Annotated in this window: 11 protein-coding genes; 3 read left to right on the top strand and 8 right to left on the bottom strand. The window is 68.5% G+C overall.

The genetic code is table 11. The annotated features are described in order from the left end of the window. Positions 1-106: 106 nt before the first annotated feature. The 8 genes from ACN469_RS09270 to ACN469_RS09235 all read right to left on the bottom strand — a co-directional run bounded on the left by ACN469_RS09270 (position 107) and on the right by ACN469_RS09235 (position 14,368). Positions 107-1,240 (bottom strand): mannosyltransferase family protein, encoded by a 1,134-nt coding sequence (locus ACN469_RS09270; RefSeq protein ID WP_498766260.1) that lies wholly within the window; start codon positions 1,238-1,240, stop codon positions 107-109. A gap of 88 nt (positions 1,241-1,328) precedes the next feature. Next, positions 1,329-3,560, bottom strand: coding sequence for a fatty acid oxidation complex subunit alpha FadJ (fadJ, locus tag ACN469_RS09265; RefSeq protein ID WP_498766258.1), 2,232 nt, complete (start codon positions 3,558-3,560; stop codon positions 1,329-1,331). Then, positions 3,560-4,861 (bottom strand): acetyl-CoA C-acyltransferase FadI, encoded by a 1,302-nt coding sequence (fadI, locus tag ACN469_RS09260; RefSeq protein ID WP_498766256.1) that lies wholly within the window; start codon positions 4,859-4,861, stop codon positions 3,560-3,562. The genes fadJ and fadI overlap by 1 nt, the downstream gene beginning before the upstream one ends. Before the next feature lie 207 nt (positions 4,862-5,068). After that, complete coding sequence (locus ACN469_RS09255) at positions 5,069-6,568, bottom strand: hypothetical protein (RefSeq protein WP_498766254.1); 1,500 nt, start codon at positions 6,566-6,568, stop codon at positions 5,069-5,071. A 264-nt stretch (positions 6,569-6,832) separates the two neighbouring features. After that, a complete protein-coding gene (hemE, locus tag ACN469_RS09250) occupies positions 6,833-7,879 on the bottom strand; it encodes a uroporphyrinogen decarboxylase (protein WP_498766252.1) in 1,047 nt (348 codons plus the stop codon). Between the two features lie 13 nt (positions 7,880-7,892). Continuing rightward, on the bottom strand, positions 7,893-10,397 hold the full coding sequence (locus ACN469_RS09245; protein ID WP_498766250.1) for an alpha-amylase family glycosyl hydrolase: 2,505 nt from the start codon (positions 10,395-10,397) through the stop codon (positions 7,893-7,895). Next, the gene (locus tag ACN469_RS09240) at positions 10,388-11,887 is read right to left on the bottom strand and encodes a hypothetical protein (protein WP_498766248.1); all 1,500 of its coding nucleotides are present in this window, start codon (positions 11,885-11,887) and stop codon (positions 10,388-10,390) included. Before ACN469_RS09240 ends, ACN469_RS09245 begins: the two co-directional genes overlap by 10 nt. 39 nt (positions 11,888-11,926) lie before the next feature. Further along, the gene (locus ACN469_RS09235) at positions 11,927-14,368 is read right to left on the bottom strand and encodes a glycogen debranching protein (protein WP_498766247.1); all 2,442 of its coding nucleotides are present in this window, start codon (positions 14,366-14,368) and stop codon (positions 11,927-11,929) included. Between the two features lie 221 nt (positions 14,369-14,589). Here ACN469_RS09235 and ACN469_RS09230 point away from each other — a divergent pair, with 221 nt between their 5' ends. The 3 genes from ACN469_RS09230 to ACN469_RS09220 are packed head-to-tail and all read left to right on the top strand — an operon-like array spanning position 14,590 to position 18,700. Continuing rightward, positions 14,590-15,678, top strand: coding sequence for an ABC transporter ATP-binding protein (locus ACN469_RS09230; RefSeq protein WP_498766245.1), 1,089 nt, complete (start codon positions 14,590-14,592; stop codon positions 15,676-15,678). Continuing rightward, the gene (locus tag ACN469_RS09225; RefSeq protein ID WP_498766243.1) at positions 15,675-17,855 is read left to right on the top strand and encodes an extracellular solute-binding protein; all 2,181 of its coding nucleotides are present in this window, start codon (positions 15,675-15,677) and stop codon (positions 17,853-17,855) included. The genes ACN469_RS09230 and ACN469_RS09225 overlap by 4 nt, the downstream gene beginning before the upstream one ends. Then, complete coding sequence (locus ACN469_RS09220) at positions 17,852-18,700, top strand: sugar ABC transporter permease (protein ID WP_498766241.1); 849 nt, start codon at positions 17,852-17,854, stop codon at positions 18,698-18,700. The genes ACN469_RS09225 and ACN469_RS09220 overlap by 4 nt, the downstream gene beginning before the upstream one ends. Positions 18,701-18,727: the final 27 nt, after the last annotated feature.

Below are 18,727 nucleotides of genomic sequence, written 5' to 3'. Positions count from 1 at the left end.
TCGGCCACCGCGAGCAGCGGCGCGGACGACGCGCGCGCATGCACATGGAACCGCTCGGCGGCGGGGAGCCCGGAGTACAGCGCGAGGGCCTGCTCGAGGAGCGTGCTCATGAGATGTAGTAGTCCGCGCCAAAGGCCCAGGACAGCACGAGCAGCGACACCGCGCCCACCGCCAGCGCGCCCTGGAGCAGGCGAGGCCGCTGCCTCAACAACAGCGCACCCGTGAGGAAGACAGGGAACGACGACAGCAGATACCGCCCCATGCCCATGAAGTCCTTCGTGGACCATGCGGGCAGGCCGACAATCGCCAGCACATACACCGCATAACCCCACCCCAGCAGCTTGCGCGTGGGCCACACCAACGCCAGGGCCAGGAACGTGAAGAACGCGTGCGCGGCCAGTCGGAACGCCTCGCGCTTGTCCGTGGGATTGAGCACCACGCGCTCGAACCAGCCCATCTTGAGCCACGTGTGCCAGCCGGGTTGCTGCGCCCAGCCCGCCGCGCCCTGCACCTTCACGAAGGCGAACGGGTCTCCAAACTTGTGCCACAGGAAGAGCATGTAGCAACCGAAGCCCAGCCCCGAGAGCACCGGCATGAAGTCCACCACGCCCCACTTCTCGCCCCGAGCGTGCTTCCACTCCAGCCGCCGCACCAACAGCCCCAACACCACCGCGGGAGCCACCGGCCGCGCCGCCGTCGCCACCGCCGCCACCAGCACCGCCGGCGCCAGGTGCCCCTTCTCCAACAACAGGAAGGACGACACCACCAGCAGGACGAACAGGGCGTCCGAGTACATGGCGCCGTAGAAGTACATTGTGAAGGGGTACAGCGCCATCAACAGCCCGGCCTTCAGCGCCGTGTCGTCATCCGTCAGCAGCTTCGCCCAGCGCGTGAACATGAGCAGCGCCAGCGGTCCGCACAGCAGCGTTATCAGCACCCCGGCCTGATAGACGTTGGGCCCCAGCGTCTCCACCGCGCGGATGAGCAGCGGATAGAGCGGGAAGAAGGCCACCGAGCTCTGCTCGCCCGGCGTGTACTGGTAACCCTCCTGGGCAATCCGCATGTACCAGCTCGAATCCCACGCCACCCAACCCATGGTGACGTACTCGTCCAGGCGGACGACGGGGTTCCGAGGATTCTTGTGGAAGTAGCGCCACGCCCCGGCCGCGGCGGCGGCGCCGCAGAGCAGGACTGCGACGAGGACGACCAGGGCGATGGTGCGGGACGCGGAGCGGGCCATGCGGGCGGCAGGCTGTTCCTAGAACACCACCCCGGTCAAGCACCGGGGTGGGAAGTCACGCTCCCTCACCCCGGCGGAGACCTCGCGCTCAGCGCGGGTAGAACGTCTTGCCCGCCTTCACCATCTCCACCAGGAGCGGTGCGGGAGTGAAGCGCTCACCGAACTTGTCCTGGTAGTGCTCCAGCTTGCGCAGCACGTCCGCCGGCCCACGGCTGTCGGCGTAGTGGAACGGTCCGCCGAGGAACGGCGGGAAGCCCAGGCCGAAGATGGCGCCCACGTCACCATCGCGCGCGCTGCGGAGGATGCCCTCGCCCAGGCAGCGGATGGCCTCGTTCACCATCTGCAACACCAGCCGCTCCGCCATCTCCGAGGCATCGAACGACTTGCGCTCCTTGCCGTGCGGCAGGAGGGCGTAGACCGTCGGGTCCACCTCCTTCTTCTTGCCGTTCTCGTAGACGTAGAAGCCCTTCTGGCTCTTGCGGCCCAGCCGGCCGTCGGCCACCACGCCGTCCAGCGACTTCGGCGCCGCCATGCGCTTGCCGAAGGCCGCCTCCATGATGGGCCCCACCTTGTGGGCCACGTCGATGCCCACCTCGTCCAACAGCGTCATCGGCCCCACCGGGAAGCCGAACTCCACCAGCGCCTTGTCCAGCGCGGCGATGTCAGCGCCCTCGGCCAGCAGGTACGCCGCCTCGTTCATGTACGGCGCGAGGATGCGCGAGGTGTAGAAGCCCGGCCCGTCATTCACGACGATGACCGTCTTGCCCTGCTTGCGCCCCACCTCCACGCACGTGGCCGTCACCCAGTCCGCCGTGCCCGCGTGGGTGATGATCTCCAGGAGCGGCATCTTGTTGACCGGACTGAAGTAATGCATGCCGATGACCTGCGCCGGCCGCTGGCTGCCCTTGGCCAGCTCCGTAATCGGGATGCTGGAGGTGTTGGACGCGAAGATGGCGTCGGGGCCGGTGACGGCCTCCACCTCCGCGAGGATGCGGTGCTTGAGCTTCAGGTCCTCGAACACCGCCTCGATGACCAGGTCCGCCGCCTTGAAGCCGCTGTAGTCGGTGCCCGCGGTGATTCGCGCCTGCTTCGCCGCCGCCTCGCGCCACGTGAGCGAGCGCCGCTTCACGCGCTCGTCCAGGATGCCCTGCACCTGCTTCAGCGCGCGGCTCGTCCCCGCGTCGTCCTTGTCCTTCACCCGCACCTGCACGCCCTGGAGCACGCCGGCCACGTAGGCGATGCCGCCGCCCATCAACCCGCCACCCAGCACAGCGACCTTCTTCACCTCGCGCGGCTTCACGCTGGCGTCGGCCGTGCCGTTCTCCTTCTTGAGCGCCGTGGTCGCGAAGAAGACCTCCACCAGCCGCTTCGACACGTCCGACATCACCAGCTCGCCGAACGCCTTCGCCTCCGCCTCCAGGCCCGCCTTGCGCCCGGACTCCAGGCCCACGCGGATGACCTGCAAGGCCTTCTCCGGCGCCGGGTACTTGCCACGCGTCTTCTTGCGCAGCTGCTTGCGCGCCTGGTCGAAGAGGACCTTGCGGCCCAGCGGGTTGTCCTCCAGGGCGACCTCCGCCCACAGCTCCTTGTTCGCCAGCCCCTGGAAGAAGCCCGCCACGCCCTTCTTCTGCCCCACTCCCTTGAAGCCCTGGCCGTGCGCGCGCTCGGGCTTCAGCGTGCCCTCCGCCAGCTCCCGCGCGCGCTGGAGCGCAATCGCGCGGAGGATGGGCGTGGGCACGACTTCGTCGACGATGCCCAGCTTCTTCGCCTTGGACGGCTTGACGTTCTTCCCCGTGAGGATGAGGTCCAGCGCCGCCTGCACCCCGATGAGCGCGGGCAGCCGCTGCGTGCCGCCGGCCCCCGGAATCAAGCCGAGCTGTACCTCCGGCAGACCGAGCGTCGTCTTGGGGCTGTCCGTGGCGATGCGGTAGTGGCACGCCAGCGCCCACTCCAGGCCGCCGCCCAGACACGCGCCGTGGATGGCCGCGACGACGGGCTTGGGGAACGCCTCCAGCCGGTCGAAGCCCGCGTGCCCCTGCTGGCTCATCGCGGTGGCCTCCTCCGCCGTCTTGAGCGTCTGGAGGTAGTCGATCTTCGCCCCGGCGACGAAGCTGTCCTTCTTGCCGGAGATGAGCACCACCGCCTTCACGCCCGCCTCGCGCTCCACTTCCTCCAGCAGGACGGTGAAGGCCGAGCCCACCTCGGGGGACAGCGTGTTGACGGCCGAGTCCGGCAGGTCGAACGTGACGACCGCGACGCCGTCCTCCACGGAGAGGGAGAAGCCCTGCTTCGCCTCGAGCTCTTCAAGCTTGATGGCCATCACGCACGCTCCAGGACCACCACGGCGCCCAGGCCGCCGGCGGCGCAGACGGTGCACATCACCGTGTTCTTGTTCCGACGCTTCAGCTCGTTGAGCGCCTGGGTGACGATGCGCGCCCCCGTCGCCCCGAAGGGATGGCCGATGGCGATGGAGCCGCCCGTGACGTTGAGCCGCTCCCGGTCAATCTCACCCACCGGCTCGCTCCAGCCCGCCTTCTTCGCGAACGACTTGGACGCGAGCGCCTGGAGGTTGCTGCCCACCTGCGCGGCGAAGGCCTCGTGCATCTCGACGAGGTCGATGTCCGCCAGCTTCAGCCCCGCGCGCTTGAGCGCCGTGGGCACCGCGTACACCGGCCCCTGGAGCAGTTGGTCCCCCGGGTCCGTGGCCGCGTAGGCGTGCGAGCGCAGGTACCCCAAGGGCTCGTACCCCAGCGCGCGGGCGCGCTCCTCGCTCATCAACAGCAGCGCCGCGGCGCCATCCGTGAGCGGCGACGCGTTGCCCGCGGTGACGGTGCCGTACTTGCGGTCGAACACCGGCTTGAGCTTGCCCAGCGCCTCCAGCGTGGAGTCCTCGCGGATGATGTTGTCGCGCGTCGCCGTCTGCTCGTACCGGGGCGGCACCGACACGTGCATCACCTCGTTGTCGAACCGGCCGTCCTTCCACGCCGCCGCCGCGTTCTTGTGCGACGCCAGGGCAATCCGGTCCTGCTCGTCGCGGGAGATGCCGTTCTCCTTGGCCATCTTCTCCGCGCTCTCGCCCATGGACAGGCCCGTGGAGTACTCGGCGATGGCGGGCGGCACCGGCACCAAATCTGTCGCCTTGAGCTTCTGGAAGGGCCTGAGCTTCTCCGGCAGCGAGCGCCCCTTGGAGGCCGCCGCCAGCGCGTGCGCCAGGGGCCGGCTGGTGAACACGGGCGCGTCCGACATCGCCTCGGTGCCACCGGCGATGGCCACCTCCACCTCGCCCACCGCAATCGAGTTGGCCGCCGTCGTCATCGCCTGGATGGACGTCGCGCAGGCCTTCGTCACCGTCGCCGCCTCAATCTTCATCGGCAGGCCCGCGGCAATCACGACTTCGCGGGCGATGGACGGCGCCGTCAGCGACGGAATCACCGTGCCGAACACCAACTGGTCGATGAGGTTCGGGTCCAGGTCCGAGCGCTGCACCAGCTCCTGGACCACCATGCGGCCCAAATCCAGCGCGGTGAGCCCGGCGAAGACGGTGCCCGCCTTGACGAATGGGGTCCGCAGGCCGCGGACGATGGCCACCCTGCGGTGACCGTTGCGCTTCTCGCTTGCCATGTGTGCCTCACCCTCCCGAGACGACGAGTGAAGCGCATCTAACGGACGGTGATGCGCCGCGTCAACCCGCGATTGACTCAAGAGTCAATCCGCGAGCATTTGTCCCGAGGCACGCCTGGCCCGCAATGGAGCGAGGGGGCGAAGGGCCCGTGACGGGCACCTCCACCCCCTCGTCTTGCTGCTCACGGGGTCAGGCCCCGCGCACGACTACTTCGCGTTGGTGTCCGCCTGCTGACCCACGGTGATGTCGAAGCGAACGCCACCCGCCTCTTCGACCTTGGTCGGGTTCTCCTCGCTGGCCGAGTGCTGGACCAAGTCCACCGCGAACTTGCCCTGCTCGGTCGTGGTCGCCTGGATGGCGAAGCGCACGCCGACATGGTGAGCGCCGTTCGGGTCCAGCATCAGGCCCTCCAGCCGCGCACCGTTCGGGTTGACGATGCGCACCTGGCGCTCGCCCACCACCTCGAAGCCCGTGCCCTGACGCTGCCAGCGGGCCCACAGCTCCTGGGGCAGCGTGAGGATGAGCTGGCCGCGCTCCAGGAAGGACGGGCCACCGGTGCGGTCGGGGATGCGAACCTCCAGGGCGGCCTGGCCCTGGGCGTCACGCAGCAGGTTGCGCAGGCGGAAGTCGTACTCGCTCGAGGGCGCGAACTGCGTCAGGTTGACGACGTTCACGTTCTTCCACGCCAGGTTGTTGTTCCAGCGCGTGTTGTTGAGCGTGTTGGAGGGGTTCAGCTCCACCAGCGTCATCGGGTCCTGCGCCGACACCCACCGCGTCAGCAGGCAGTAGTGGCCCGGCGCCGGCACACCCGTCCAGGGCACCATGAACTCCTGCGTGGCCCCCGCGGGGATGCTGACGGCGGTGGAGCCGATGGTCGCCCAGTCCATGGGCCACATGGCCGCGCCACCGGAGCCGGTGTAGTAGACAATCAGCGTGCCGCTCGCCGGGTTGCCCACGGGCGCCAGCGGACCGTTGTTGCGCAGCGTCACGTAGACGTAGTTCGGCTGGCCGAACTCGGGGTTCTGGTGGCCCACGCAGCCGGGGTTCTGACAGACGCGAATGTCGGGGCTGACCCAGATGGGGTCCACCGTCGGCGAGTTGCCGAAGTCGCTGGTGTTGTCCTTCGAGTACACGTCCACGCGGCACTGGGTGACGATGAGCGTGACGGAGTCCACGCCCGAGTCGTCCTGGACGATGACGTCCACGAAGCCCTGGGCGTTGAGCGTCGGGATGAGGTTGACCGCGCCCGGCAGCGCCGCCAGGTTGAGGTTGATGGTGCCCGTGGTGTTCAGGGCTACGCCCAGGTTCACCAGGGAGTCGCCCCACCCGGCGGCGAGCGGCGTGCCGGCCGGCCCCATGAACATCAGGCCCATGGAGTCATTGCCGCCCTGGTTGCGCACCGTCATGCGCAGGGTGGCCCCACAGATGGGGCCGTTGCGGCGCAGGTTGGTGAAGGTGGTGGCGAACCACCGGTCGAAGCTCAGGTCGTCGAACGCACGCGAGCCGGGGAAGCCGTAGTTCGCCGCGATGTAGTTGAGCATGCCGGCGCTGGGCGACACCGGCTCGGTGGGCGCGGCGAAGTTGTCGGCGATGCCGTGGGTGAAGGTCTGCGCCTGGGCGGTGCCACCCCAGGTGAAGGCGGCCAGGGCCAACAAGGTGATGGCAGAGCTGAAGGTGGTTCGGGGGTGTGAGTGACGATGTTGCATACGCTCCTCGTGGTGCCGCGGGTTCAGCCGCACCGGTCCGGGTCGAAGAGGTCAGGGTCGAGAAGAGGGAATGAATGGCGGGCTGCGGGCCGGCGACGGAGCAATGCTCGTGCCCAAAACCAAACAAAGACATTGCGGGCATGACGCGGCGCTCAATCCCTGGCGCAGAGACCTTTCACGCCACAAGAGTCGGGCTCCGTGTGGCGTGAAAGGTTACGACAGGCCGCGCGCATGCCCAGACGGGCGCGCAGCGACCCTGGAGCTTTACGGCGTCAGCGTTCCCTGACGGAGCGCGACACCGTGGCGGTGCACGGCCTCCACGGCGAACTTCGCGGCCTCGGGGTCCGAGGGCGGGAGGATGCCGTGGCCCAGGTTGAAGATGTGCCCCACGGGGCCCGCGCGCAGGAGGATGTCTTTGACGCGTCCGTCCAATTCCTCACGCGGAAGGAACAGGTGCAGCGGGTCCAGATTGCCCTGGACTGAAACGTCCGGCCCCAGCACGCGCCGGCCTTCGTCCATGGGCATCGTCCAGTCCAGGCCCACCACGTCCGCGCCCGTGCGCTTGAGCAGCGGCAGGTGCGTGGACATGCCCACGCCGAAGACGATGACGGGCACGCCGGTGGCCTTCAGCTCGGACACCATGCGCGTCAGGTAGGGCATGCAGAAGCGCTCGTAGTCCCACGGCGACAGCTCGCCACCCCATGAGTCGAAAATCTGGACGATGCTCGCGCCCGCCTCCACCTGCATCTTGAGGTAGGGGATGAGCGTGTCGGTGAGCTTGCCGAACAGGCGGTGCGCCAGCTCCGGCTGCTCGAACATCAGACGCTTGATGAGGATGTAGCTCTTGGAGCCGCCGCCCTCCACCATGTACGCGGCCAGCGTGAAGGGCGCGCCCGCGAAGCCGATGACAGGCACGGAGTCGTTGAGCGCCTTGCGCGTGCGGCGGATGGCCTCCGCCACGAAGCCCGTGCCCTCCACCGGGTCCGGCACGCCCAGCTTGTCGATGTCCGCCGCGGTGCGCACGGGCTGCGGGAAGTGCGGGCCCTTGTCACCCAGCTCCAGCGTGATTCCCATCGCCTCCACGGGAATCAGGATGTCGGAGAAGATGATGGCCGCGTCCACGCCCAGCCGGGTCACCGGCTGCACCGTCACTTCGGCGGCCAGGTCCGGGTGCTTGCAGAGGTCCAGGAAGGCGATGTTGCCGCGGATGGCCCGGTACTCGGGCAGGTAGCGGCCAGCCTGACGCATGAGCCAGACCGGAGTGGTGTCGGTGGGCTGGCGGCGGGCGGCGCGGAGGAGTCGGTCGTTCACTTCGAGCTCTGGGTCAGGGCTCCGGTCGGGAGCGGAAATAGGAAGGGCTGACGAGGGCGGACGGTACCGCGACGACGGGGCGCTGCTCCCAGGCCACCTCCACACGGAGGGGACCCTGGCTGTCGACGCCGGACGCGTCCGACTCGGGAACGTAGAGCAGCCGGTTGGGTCCGCCTTCCCAGGCGAACTTCCCCGGGCCGTCGTCCCGGACGAGCTTGTACTCGAAGAGGCCCCCCACGGGCAGCGACAGTGTCACGGCGCCCGCCTCCGGGCGCAGCGAGCGCTCGGCCTTCCACCCGCCCAGCTCCGGCCCGCCGCCCACCACGCGCACGGAGGCCTCCCCCGTCGCGAGCACCACCGTGCGACGCTCACCCTCACCACGCCACCACGCCCGCGCCTTCCGGGCGAGCGCGGCGAAGCCACCCGGCGCGCGGGGCTTCAGCCGGCGCAGCGTCACCTCTCCGGGAGGCGTCGAGACGTGGAAGTACGCGGACTCGGCGTACCGGCCCAGCATGCCCTGGAAGCCCGTCAGCGGGTCCGTGGCCTGGCCGTCCTCGCCCAGTTCGCTGGGGAGGAACACGTCCCGGGGCTTCGTCCCGGAGTTGATGGCGATGAACACGGCCTCGTCGGGCGTCACGCGGGCGTAGGCGAAGAGGTCCTCCCGGGCGGCGAGCACCAGTGTCTCGCCACGCTGGAGGGCCCCGCTGCCCCGCCGTAGTTCCAAGAGCCGACCAATCCACGCACGCAGCGGGTGGTCCGGCGTGAAGCGCATGTCGCCCCGGTTCTCCGGCTCCTTCGCGCCCGTGAGCCCTTCCTCGATGCCATACGTCAGCGCCGGTACACCCCGCGCCGTGAGCTGCACCGCCAGCGCGCGCTTCACCTTCTCCACGTCCCCACCGCACTCGCTCATGACGCGGGGCAAGTCGTGGTTGTCCAGCAGCGTCACCAGCGAGCCGGGGGCCGGGTTCAGCCTGTCGTTGAAGAGGACCGCGCCCAGGTGCGCCGGCGAGCGGCTCCGACAGAAGACGTCCACCAGCGCGAAGGCCAGCGGGAAGTCGAACATGGTCCCGAAGCGCCCTTCCTTCATCACTCGCGCCAGCAGCACCGGGTCGCCGTCCAGCAGCTCACCCAGGAGGAGGAAGTCGTTGCCCGCGTGCGCGCGCACGTCGTCGTTGTAGCGGGCCCAGAAGTCCATCGGCAGGTGCTTGACGGCATCCAGTCGGAAGCCCGCGGGCTTCACCGCGTCCACCCACTTCAGCGACTTCGACAGCAGGTGCGCATAGACCTCCTCCTGCTCCACCGCGAGGTCCGGCAGCCCGTGCACGTCGCGCATCACCAGCTCGCGCGAGTCACTCCAGTTCTCGATGGGACCCAGGCCGTGGAACCACTCGGGCTTCTCGCGCGTGAGCCGCGTCTCCGGGCCCACGTGGTTGAGCACCACGTCCAGCACCAGCCGCATGTCCCGGCGCCGCAGCTCGTCCGACAACCGCGTCAGCAGGGCCGCGTCACCGAAGCGCGGCTCCACCTGGCCGAAGTCCTCTACCCAGTACCCGTGGAAGGCGCCGTAGCCGTAGAACTTCTCCGTCCGCATCTGGAAGACGGGTGAAAGCCACACCGTGCGGACACCGAGCGACTTCAGCCCGTCCAGTCGGTCGATGACACCCCGCAGGTCTCCGCCGTGAAAGGCCTGCGCGTCCTTCGCATCCACCGCCCCGTCATTGCGCGCGTCTCCGTTGGAGAAGCGGTCCACCATCACGAAGTAGATGGCGTCGCCGTCCGGCGGCATCCACAGGCCCCGGTACGGCTTGTGCGCGGGGGGCGGCACGGGCGGAGCCTCGGGCCCGGGCGGAGGCAGCTCCGTCGGCGTGCTCTTGCCCGGCTCGATTCCCTCGCCGGCCGGCGCGTCCAGTCCAGGCACCACCCCAGGGCCACCGTCCGTGTTCGGCACCAGCATGGGCGAGGCGAGGAACGAGTCGAACAGCGCGGCGGCCTGCCCCGAAATCTGGCGGGAGACCTCGTTCTGCGCGTCATCCTCGCGCTGCTGGTCGAACTGGAGCGCGGCGCCGTAGTCCTGCAAGTCGCTGGTCGGCTCCAGCTTGGACGAGGCGCGGTTCGCCGTCGTCTTCACGTACACGTCCCAGGAGAAGCGCCCTCCCACCTGGCCGAAGAACGACACCCGCGTCTCCACCAGGAGCAGCAGCGGGGCCTCGGGGGCCTGCTGCTTGAGCATCGCGAAGCGGCGCTGCGAGTCCGACACCTTCGCGAACTCGGTGGCGTACCGCTCGTAGGGCACCTCCTGCACCGTGAGGTTGCGCTTGGCCAGGGCCTCCTGGATGCGCTGCCGGACGCCCTCGGGGACCTGCGCCACGGTGCCGCGTCGCTGCGCGTCGTCCCGGATATAGGCCACCGCCACCACCGTGCCCTCGGGCGCCAGCACCGGCGGCCCCTGCCGCTTCAGGCAGCCCGACGCCGCGAGCGCCAGGAAGAGAACGACCATCCACCGCTGTCTCAGAACCATCCTTCGGCCTCGATGGCGACCACCGAGTGCCAGTGGCGCTCGGGGCCGATGTACGTGTTGTACTGGTCCAGGCTGTCCACGAACGAATTGCCGAACGCCGCGTGCTGCGAGGAGTTCTGCAGGCCGTACAGCAGCCGCAGGCTGGGGCGCGCGTAGATGCCGCGGCCCGTCGGCGTGAGCACGACACCGACTTTTCCCTGCCACGTGTTGCGCGTGTCGCTGTCGCCGTACTCCAGGCCGCGCGAGTCCGGCACGCCCCCGGTGTTGGTGAACACCGAGTCCACGTGGTTGCGATACAGGTTGCCGTTCTGGCTGCGCTCCGTGGCGATGCTCGTCTCCAGGAGGAGATGCACGCGCTCGGTGAGGAAGTACTGGAGCCGCAGCACCGTGGACGCGATGAAGCGGTCGTCGTCGCCGGGCTTGATGGCGTTGTCCTTGTTGTACGCGTACCCCACCCAGACACCCCACAGGGCCTCCAGCTTGTCGGGGATGAGCTTGATGTACGCCTCGTTGCCCAGCGCCGCCTCGTAGCGCTCGTCCGTCTGGTCCGCGACGAAGACGTTCCAGTCCTGGTTCCGGTAGCGCTCCGTGTAGGCCTGGTCGGGGTGCTTGCGCTCGAAGGTGAGGTAGAGGTTGTCCCAGACCAGCGGCCCCAGGTTGCCGAAGCCCACGTAGCCCATGGCCCGGTAGGACAGCGCGCTGCGCGGCGACAGGTTGGGCACCACGTAGTCCTCCAGGCCCGGGTTCGCCTCGAAGAAGCGCTGCACCACCTCGCGCCGCACGTAGTCCTCGTAGTTCGTGTTGGGCGAGTTGTAGAGCGCGTTGCGATTGCCACGCACCTTCGGCTCGTAGCCGAGCTGCCCGCGCACGCCCAGCTCCAGGTGCCCCGGAATCAGCCGGTAGCGGAAGGACGCGGCGCCGGTGAGCACCGTGTTGTACTTCTGGGGACGCAGCGTGTAGCCGCTGTCACCCACCGCCAGCAGCACGTCGTAGCGGTCCGCCTGATACGTACCGGACAGGCCCACCGTGTCCCAGAGCAGCGTCGCCGGCCGCTGGTCGTAGATGTGCAAGTCGTTCCAGCGGTCCTCGAGCGTGCCCAGCTGCCACGTCACCCGGTCGAGCAGGATGTTGCCGGCGCGCACGAACAGGTAGTCCGCGCGGAAGTTGACGAAGGAGCCGTTGCCCGGGTCCGCCGAGCGGAAGGACGTGCCGGAGAAGCGCGTGTGCACCTCCGCCCACGCCTCGTCCGTGCCCGGGGCGGACTGGAGCACGTCCAGTCTCAGGTTCAGCTCGCCGTAGGGGCTCTCGTTGAGGAGCCGGCCGTACAGCCAGTAGTAACCGAGCTGGCCGGAGCCGCCCGAGAAGTCCGGGCGGGTCATGATGCGAAAGTAGCCCGCGGCGCCGAAGCGATCTCTCGATGCGTCGGCCAGGGTGACGAGCGGGATGAGGAGCAGCAGGAGGGCGCCGAGGCGCGCTGGCAGGACTCGCATGGACGGGCCCTGCTTATAGCGCACCTCGCCTGCCTGCCCCTACTCCGCGCGCAGGACGACGATGGTGCGCTCGGGCACCCCGTAGGTCGTCCCCGTCACCAGGGACGGCGCGTCCAGCCAGGAGTTGCCCGTGACACGGGACTCCAGGCCCGTGGCGGACAGATACTCGGGGCTGTCGAAGTAGGCCTGCGTGTCGATGAGCCGCTTCCACTGGCGTCCGGGCGGCAGGGTGAACTCCACCGCGCGAGGCTCCATGTTGATGAGCACCACCAGCTCCGGACCGTGGGACGTGTCCGGGTAGTGCATCATCAGCTGCTTGGTGTCCCAGGCCACCTCCTCGGTGTTCTGGGCGCTCTTCCACACCAGGGGCGAGCCCTTCTCGTAGTCCGGCGGCGCGAAGGCGTAGGAGTGCTCCTTGCGCAGGCGGATGGCCGCCTTGACGAACTCGTACATCCGGTGCCGCTCGTCGCGCGCCAGATACGCGCCCCACTGGTACCAGTTGAAGGCGTTGTCAGCGCGCGTGGAGTAGGCGTTGTTGTTGCCCAGCTGCGTGCGCATCCACTCGTCGCCGCCCAGAATCATGGGCGTGCCGTGGCTGATCATCATCGCCATGAAGGCGTTGCGCATCATCTGCCGGCGCATGCTCTCCCCGCGCGCGTCACCCACCGGGCCCCAGTTGCGAGAGCGGTTGTGGTCCTCGCCGCTCACCTTGTCGCAGAAGGGGCTGTTCGGCGTGTCACAGCACACCGGGTTGAGGGGACCGCACTTGTTCTGCTTCGCCTCGTACGCGAACAGGTCGTACATGGTGAAGCCGTCGTGCACGGTGATGAAGTTCATCGAGTGATACGGGCGGCGGCCATTGCGCGAGTACCACTCCTTGCTGCCGTACATCAGGAAGGCGCCGTCCGCCGAGCCCGGCCTGCCGCACAGCGAGCCCTCGTTGGAGTTGAGCTTCCAGTCGTCGCGGTTGATGAACGCACGCCACCAGTCGCGGAAGCGGCCATTCCACTCGTACCAGCCGTTGCCGGGCTGGGTGAGGGAGTTGGGGAACTCGCCCATGGGCATGCAGTACCAGCCGCCCGCGCTCCAGGGCTCCGCGATGATGCGCGTGTTGTACTTCTGGAGCACCGGGTCATCGACAATCTCTTGAAGCACCGTGTTCTTCGGGTCGTCCCAGCGGTTGTAGTCCTGGTCCCTCTCGCCAAGGATGGGCGCCAGGTCGAAGCGGAAGCCGTCGACGTGCAGCTCCTCGGTGTAGAAGCGCAGGCTGTCGATGATGAGCTTGCGCATGGGCCGGTGGTTGGGCCGCGTCTGGTTGCCCACGCCCGTGTTGTTCCAGTACATCCGCCGGTCCCCGGTCAGGCCGTAGTACGCCTGATTGTCGATGCCGCGGAACGAGTACACGCCCGCCACTTCCGCCGGGTCCAACGAGTCCAGCGGCTCGCCGGGCAGCACGTCGTCCGACTCCAGCTTCTCGCGCCAGAGGCCGCCCTCGCCGGTGTGGTTGTAGACGACGTCGACGATGACCTCGATGTCGCGCTTGTGCAGCTCCTCCACCATCCACTTGAACTCGTCGATGACCTCGTTCGGCCGCTTGAAGGCGGCGTAGGACAGCTCGGGCGCGAAGAAGTTGATGGTCTGGTAGCCCCAGTACCCGCCGTCCAGCGGCTTCTCGTGGATGGGGAGCAGCTCCACGGCGGTGATGCCCAGGTCCTTGAAGTAGTCGGCCTTCTCGCCCAGGCCCCGGTAGGTGCCGGGGAAGCGCACGCCGCTGGCGGGGTCCGCGGTGAAGCCCTTGGCGTGGACCTCGTAGACGATGAGGTCCTGCCACTTGTGGCCCTTCCACTGCTCGTTCTGACGGTTGTCCCGCCACTGCCGCTCCGCCTCGCCCCACTGGTAGGTGCTCTGGACGAGGACGCTCTTGGCCGAGGCCGCGTACGTCACCTCCGTGCGCGCCGGGCCACTGGCGGTGCTGCCCTTGCTCCAGTCGTGGTCCCGGTGCAGCGCCTTCGAGTAGGGGTCCGTCAAGAGCTTGTTCGGGTTGAAGCGGTTGCCGTCCACGTCCGCGTCCGCGCGGAAGCCGTGGATGGTGCCGGGGAACCAGCGCTCGTCGAACTCCCAGTTGGGCCCCCAGGCCCTGAAGCCATAGTGCTGCCCCAGGCCCACGCCCTCCACGTAGACGTTCCACACATCCCCGTAGCGCGTCAGCGGGTACGTGCGCGAAGGCCGGTTGCTCTCCGGATCATCGAACAGGAGCAGCTCCAGCCGCGTCGCGTTCTCCGAGTAGAGGGCGAAGTTGACCCCCTGGTCGGTGAACGTCGCCCCCATGTGCTTCATCGCCTCGACGTCCTCGACGGAGTAGCTCGGGGCGCGGGCCTCGCTGTGGTAGAGCCGGACGTAGTCGCTCTCGCTGCAACCGACGGCGAACAGAAAAGCGACCAGGGTCGCGCCCCTCGGGAGGGACCAACGGGGAGTGCTCATACGGTGGGGTAGACCTCGACGAACCGGATGTCAGCTTCCATAACAAGCGCCTTCCGGGGCTGACAAGGCGGCCACCCCCGTTGTCACTCTACGGGACCCGGAAACTTCCGGATGGGCCAGGGCGAGAATAACGCACTGCGCCCAACCGGGCAGGTTTGAGGAAATTGTGAGGCTGCGGGTAATGTGCCGCGCCGTTCCTCCCCTCATTTTCCGAGTGTGTCTTGTCCGAAGTCACCCTGAACGGAATCAAGAAGTCGTTTGGCCCGAACCTCATCGTGAAGGGCGTGGACCTTCAGGTGGGACAGGGCGAGTTCCTGGTCATGGTGGGGCCCTCGGGCTGTGGGAAGACGACGCTGCTGCGGCTCATCGCGGGGCTGGAGCAGGTGGACGCGGGCGAGGTGCGCATCGGCGGGGCGCGGGTCAACGACGTGCCCCCGCGTGATCGCGACGTGGCCATGGTGTTCCAGTCGTACGCGCTCTATCCCCACATGACGGTGCGGGAGAACCTGGCCTTCGGCCTGACGCTGCGGAAGTTCCCCGCGGCGGAGATTGCCTCCCGGGTGGACGAAGTCGCGGCGATGCTGGAGCTGGGCCACCTGCTGGAGCGCAAGCCCAAGGCGTTGTCGGGCGGTCAACGTCAGCGCGTGGCCATGGGGCGAGCCATCGTCCGGCGGCCGAAGGTCTTCCTCTTCGACGAGCCCCTGTCCAACCTGGACACGGCCCTGCGGGTGCAGATGCGCGGGGAGCTGGCGCGGCTGCACCGCCGGCTGGGCGCGACGATGATCTACGTCACCCATGACCAGGTGGAGGCGATGACGCTGGCCACCCGGGTGGCCGTCTTCAACGCGGGCGTGTTGCAGCAGGTGGGTCCCCCGCTGGAGCTGTACAACCGACCGGCGAACCGCTTCGTCGCGGGCTTCCTCGGCTCGCCCGCCATGAACTTCCTCGAGGCCCGTCGCGATGGGGCGAACCTGGTGGGCAAGGGCTTCACCCTGCTCTCCCCGTCGGACCTCGCCCCGGGCGCGTCCAACGTCCTGGTGGGCCTGCGTCCCCAGGACCTGCGCGTGGCGGCGCTGGGGCCCCTGACGGGCACGGTGGACGCGGTGGAGCGGCTGGGGTTCGACGGGTACGCCTTCGTCAATACAGAAGCAGGCTCGGTGGCCGCGCGCTTCGACAAGGGCACCCAGGTATCGGTGGGCGACAAGGTGTTTCTGGCGCCCATGGCGGACGCGCTGCATGTGTTCACCGAAGACGGCTCGGTGGCCCTGCGCCATCCCGTGGAGCGCGAGTCGCTGGAGGTGGCGTCTTGAGCAGGCTGCTGGCGCTGGTGCTGCTCGCCACCGCGTGGAGTGCGCGCGCGGCGGAAGCCCAGCCCGCGCCCCTCAAGCTGTGGCACGCGTACCGAGGTGGAGAGGAGTCGGCGCTCCTTCAGGCGACGACGCTGTTCACCGAGAAGACGGGCGTGAGGGTGGACATGCTCGCCCTGCCCTATGACGCCTACGCGGCCAAGCTGACCAACGCCATTCCCCACGGCGCGGGCCCCGACGTCTTCATCTTCAATCACGAGCGGCTGCGCAACTTCCAGGGCCAGAACCTGCTGGCGCCCACGACGGGTGTCCTCGTGCGCGACGACTACTTCGCCAACACGGTGGAGGCGCTGGAGGTGGATGGCCAGGTGTACGGCTATCCGATGTCGCTCAAGTCGCTGGCGCTCTATGTGAATACGAAGCTGGTGCCGCGCCCGCCCACCAACACGGCGGAGCTGCTGGCGCTGTTGCCCACCCTGTCGAACCCGGCGGAGGGGCGCTTCGGGCTGGCCTACGAGAGCGGGGACTTCTACTTCCACGCGCCGTTCCTCTTCGGCTTCGACGGGCCGCTCTTCGACGCCACGGGCCGCGCGAGCTTCGACACGCCGGGGATGGCGCGCTCGCTGGCGTTCGTGAAGAAGCTCCAGGACGAGCGGATGATGCCCCAGGAGGTGTCGGGGGCGCTGGTGAAGACGCTCTTCAACGACGGCCGCGTGGCGATGACCATCAGCGGCCCCTGGTTCGCGGGAGAAATCGCGCCGTCCGTGCAGTACCGCGTGGTGGCGCTGCCCACGGTGAGCGAGACGGGCACGCCGATGAAGCCCTTCCTCGGCGTGGAGGCGGCCTTCGTCTCCTCGCGCACGGAGCAGGCCGCACGAGCGCACGAGCTGGCGCGCTTCCTGTCGCTGGGCGAGGCGTCGCGGGTGCTCACCACGGTGGGCCGGCAGATTCCGGCGAACGTGGCCGCCTACCAGCTCCAGGAGGTGAAGGACGACACGCTCATCTCGTCCTTCCGCGAGGCGGCGCGGGACGCCACGCCCATGCCCAACACGCTGGAGATGGCGCGGGTGTGGGAGCCCATGAAGCTGACGCTGCGCGCGGTGCTCCAGGGCGGAACCCGGCCCGAGGACGCGGGCGCGCTCGCGGACCGTCGCTACCGGGCCCTGCACCGGGAGCGTCCGCCCGAAGCCAGCCCCATGCCCTGGCTGACGCTCGCGGGGGTGATGGCCCTGGGTGGAGGCACCGCGTGGGTGCTGCGGCGGCCGGCGCAGAGCCAGACGTTCCGTCAGCGCTATCCGGATGTCTCGCGCGCGGTGGCGTATGTCGCGCCCGCGGCGGCGGGCCTGCTGGTGCTGGTGTTCATCCCCTTCGCCGTGGGCCTGACGCTGTCGCTGTTCCACCACGACGCGGGGCAGTACACGTTCGTGGGCCTGGCCAACTTCGTCGACATCCTCGCCAGCCGTGGCTACAGCATCACCGAGCCGCTCTCGTTCTACTTCACGCTCGCGGTGACGCTCTTGTGGGCGGTGGTCAACGTGGTGCTGCACGTGAGCATCGGCCTGGGGCTGGCGCTCATCCTGAAGGACCCGCTGCTCAAGATGCGCGGCGTGTATCGGGTGCTGCTCATCATCCCGTGGGCGGTGCCCAACTACATCACCGCGCTGATGTGGAAGGGCATGTTCCACCGGCAGTTCGGCGCCATCAACGGCCTGCTCGTGGCGCTGGACCTGGAGCCGGTGAGCTGGTTCACCCGCTTCTCCACGGCCTTCGCCGCCAACGTGGCCACCAACACGTGGCTGGGCTTCCCGTTCATGATGGTGGTGGCGCTGGGCGCGCTGCAGTCCATCCCCCCGGAGCTGTACGAGGCCGCGGAGGTGGACGGGGCCAGCAAGTGGACGCAGTTCCGGCGAATCACGCTGCCCCTGCTCAAGCCCGCGATGCTGCCCGCCGTCATCCTGGGCAGCGTGTGGACGTTCAACATGTTCAACATCATCTACCTGGTGTCCGGAGGCGAGCCGGGCGGCGCCACGGACATCCTGGTGTCGGAGGCCTTCCGCTGGGCCTTCCAGCGCAATGAGCAGTACGGCTTCGCGGCGGCGTACTCGGTCCTCATCTTCGTGGTGCTGATGGGCTGGTCGGTCTTCACCCGGCGCCTGATGAAGCCGGAGGAGGCGTCATGAAGAAGCCCTCGGGTTTGAAGATGGCCGTCATCCACATGGGGCTCAGCCTGATGTGCATGGTGACGCTCTACCCGGTGCTGTGGGTGGTGAAGATGGCGCTATCGCCATCGGACAGCATGGCGCTCACCGCCAACCCGTTCCCGGACGCGGTGACGTTCGACCACTTCCGGGAGGTGCTGCTCAGCTCGGATGCACAGGGCCGCTGGGTGTTCGGCCGGCAGGTGCTGGCGAGCTTCATCGTCTCCGGCGCCACGACGGTGGTGGGGCTGACGCTCGCGGTGACCGCGGCGTATGCGCTCTCGCGCTTCAAGTTCCCGGGCAAGGAGGGCGGCATGCAGGCCCTGCTCGTCACCCAGATGTTCCCGGCGACGCTGATGCTGGTACCCATCTACGGCATCCTCCAGAAGCTGCGGCTGCTCGACAGCCTCACCGGGCTGGTGCTGGTGTACGCCACCACCGCCCTGCCCTTCTGCATCTGGATGCTGAAGGGCTACTTCGACACGCTGCCGCGCGAGTTGGAGGAGGCGGCGGTGATGGACGGAGCCTCGCCCTTCCAGGTGTTCATCAAGGTGGTCTTGCCGCTGGCCCGCCCCGCGCTGGCCGTGACGGCGCTCTTCTCCTTCATGACGGCGTGGAACGAGTTCGTCCTCGCCGCCACGCTGATCAATGACCCGACCCGCTTCACCCTGCCCGTCGCCCTCCAGCGGTACGTGGGCGAGTACAAGGTGGAATGGGGCAAGTTCGCCGCCTGCGCGTTGATTGTCTCCGCGCCGGTCATGGCGTTGTTCTTCGCTCTCCAGAAGCACCTCGTCGGCGGGTTGACCGCCGGCGGCGTCAAGGGGTGATGGCCGATGTCGTCGCGTTGTCCGAGG

The sequence above is a fragment of the Corallococcus terminator genome, assembly GCF_049194865.1.
Taxonomy (GTDB): domain Bacteria; phylum Myxococcota; class Myxococcia; order Myxococcales; family Myxococcaceae; genus Myxococcus; species Myxococcus terminator_A.
This window is presented reverse-complemented; position numbering and strand designations above follow the sequence as displayed.

What these genes read in the sequence shown, in the direction of transcription:
- ACN469_RS09270 (WP_498766260.1), bottom strand. Translation starts at nt 1,240, where the DNA reads ATGGCCCGCTCCGCGTCCCGCACCATCGCCCTGGTCGTCCTCGTCGCA.
- fadJ (WP_498766258.1), bottom strand. Translation starts at nt 3,560, where the DNA reads ATGGCCATCAAGCTTGAAGAGCTCGAGGCGAAGCAGGGCTTCTCCCTC.
- fadI (WP_498766256.1), bottom strand. Translation starts at nt 4,861, where the DNA reads ATGGCAAGCGAGAAGCGCAACGGTCACCGCAGGGTGGCCATCGTCCGC.
- ACN469_RS09255 (WP_498766254.1), bottom strand. Translation starts at nt 6,568, where the DNA reads ATGCAACATCGTCACTCACACCCCCGAACCACCTTCAGCTCTGCCATC.
- ACN469_RS09245 (WP_498766250.1), bottom strand. Translation starts at nt 10,397, where the DNA reads ATGGTTCTGAGACAGCGGTGGATGGTCGTTCTCTTCCTGGCGCTCGCG.
- ACN469_RS09240 (WP_498766248.1), bottom strand. Translation starts at nt 11,887, where the DNA reads ATGCGAGTCCTGCCAGCGCGCCTCGGCGCCCTCCTGCTGCTCCTCATC.
- ACN469_RS09235 (WP_498766247.1), bottom strand. Translation starts at nt 14,368, where the DNA reads ATGAGCACTCCCCGTTGGTCCCTCCCGAGGGGCGCGACCCTGGTCGCT.
- ACN469_RS09220 (WP_498766241.1), top strand. Translation starts at nt 17,852, where the DNA reads ATGAAGAAGCCCTCGGGTTTGAAGATGGCCGTCATCCACATGGGGCTC.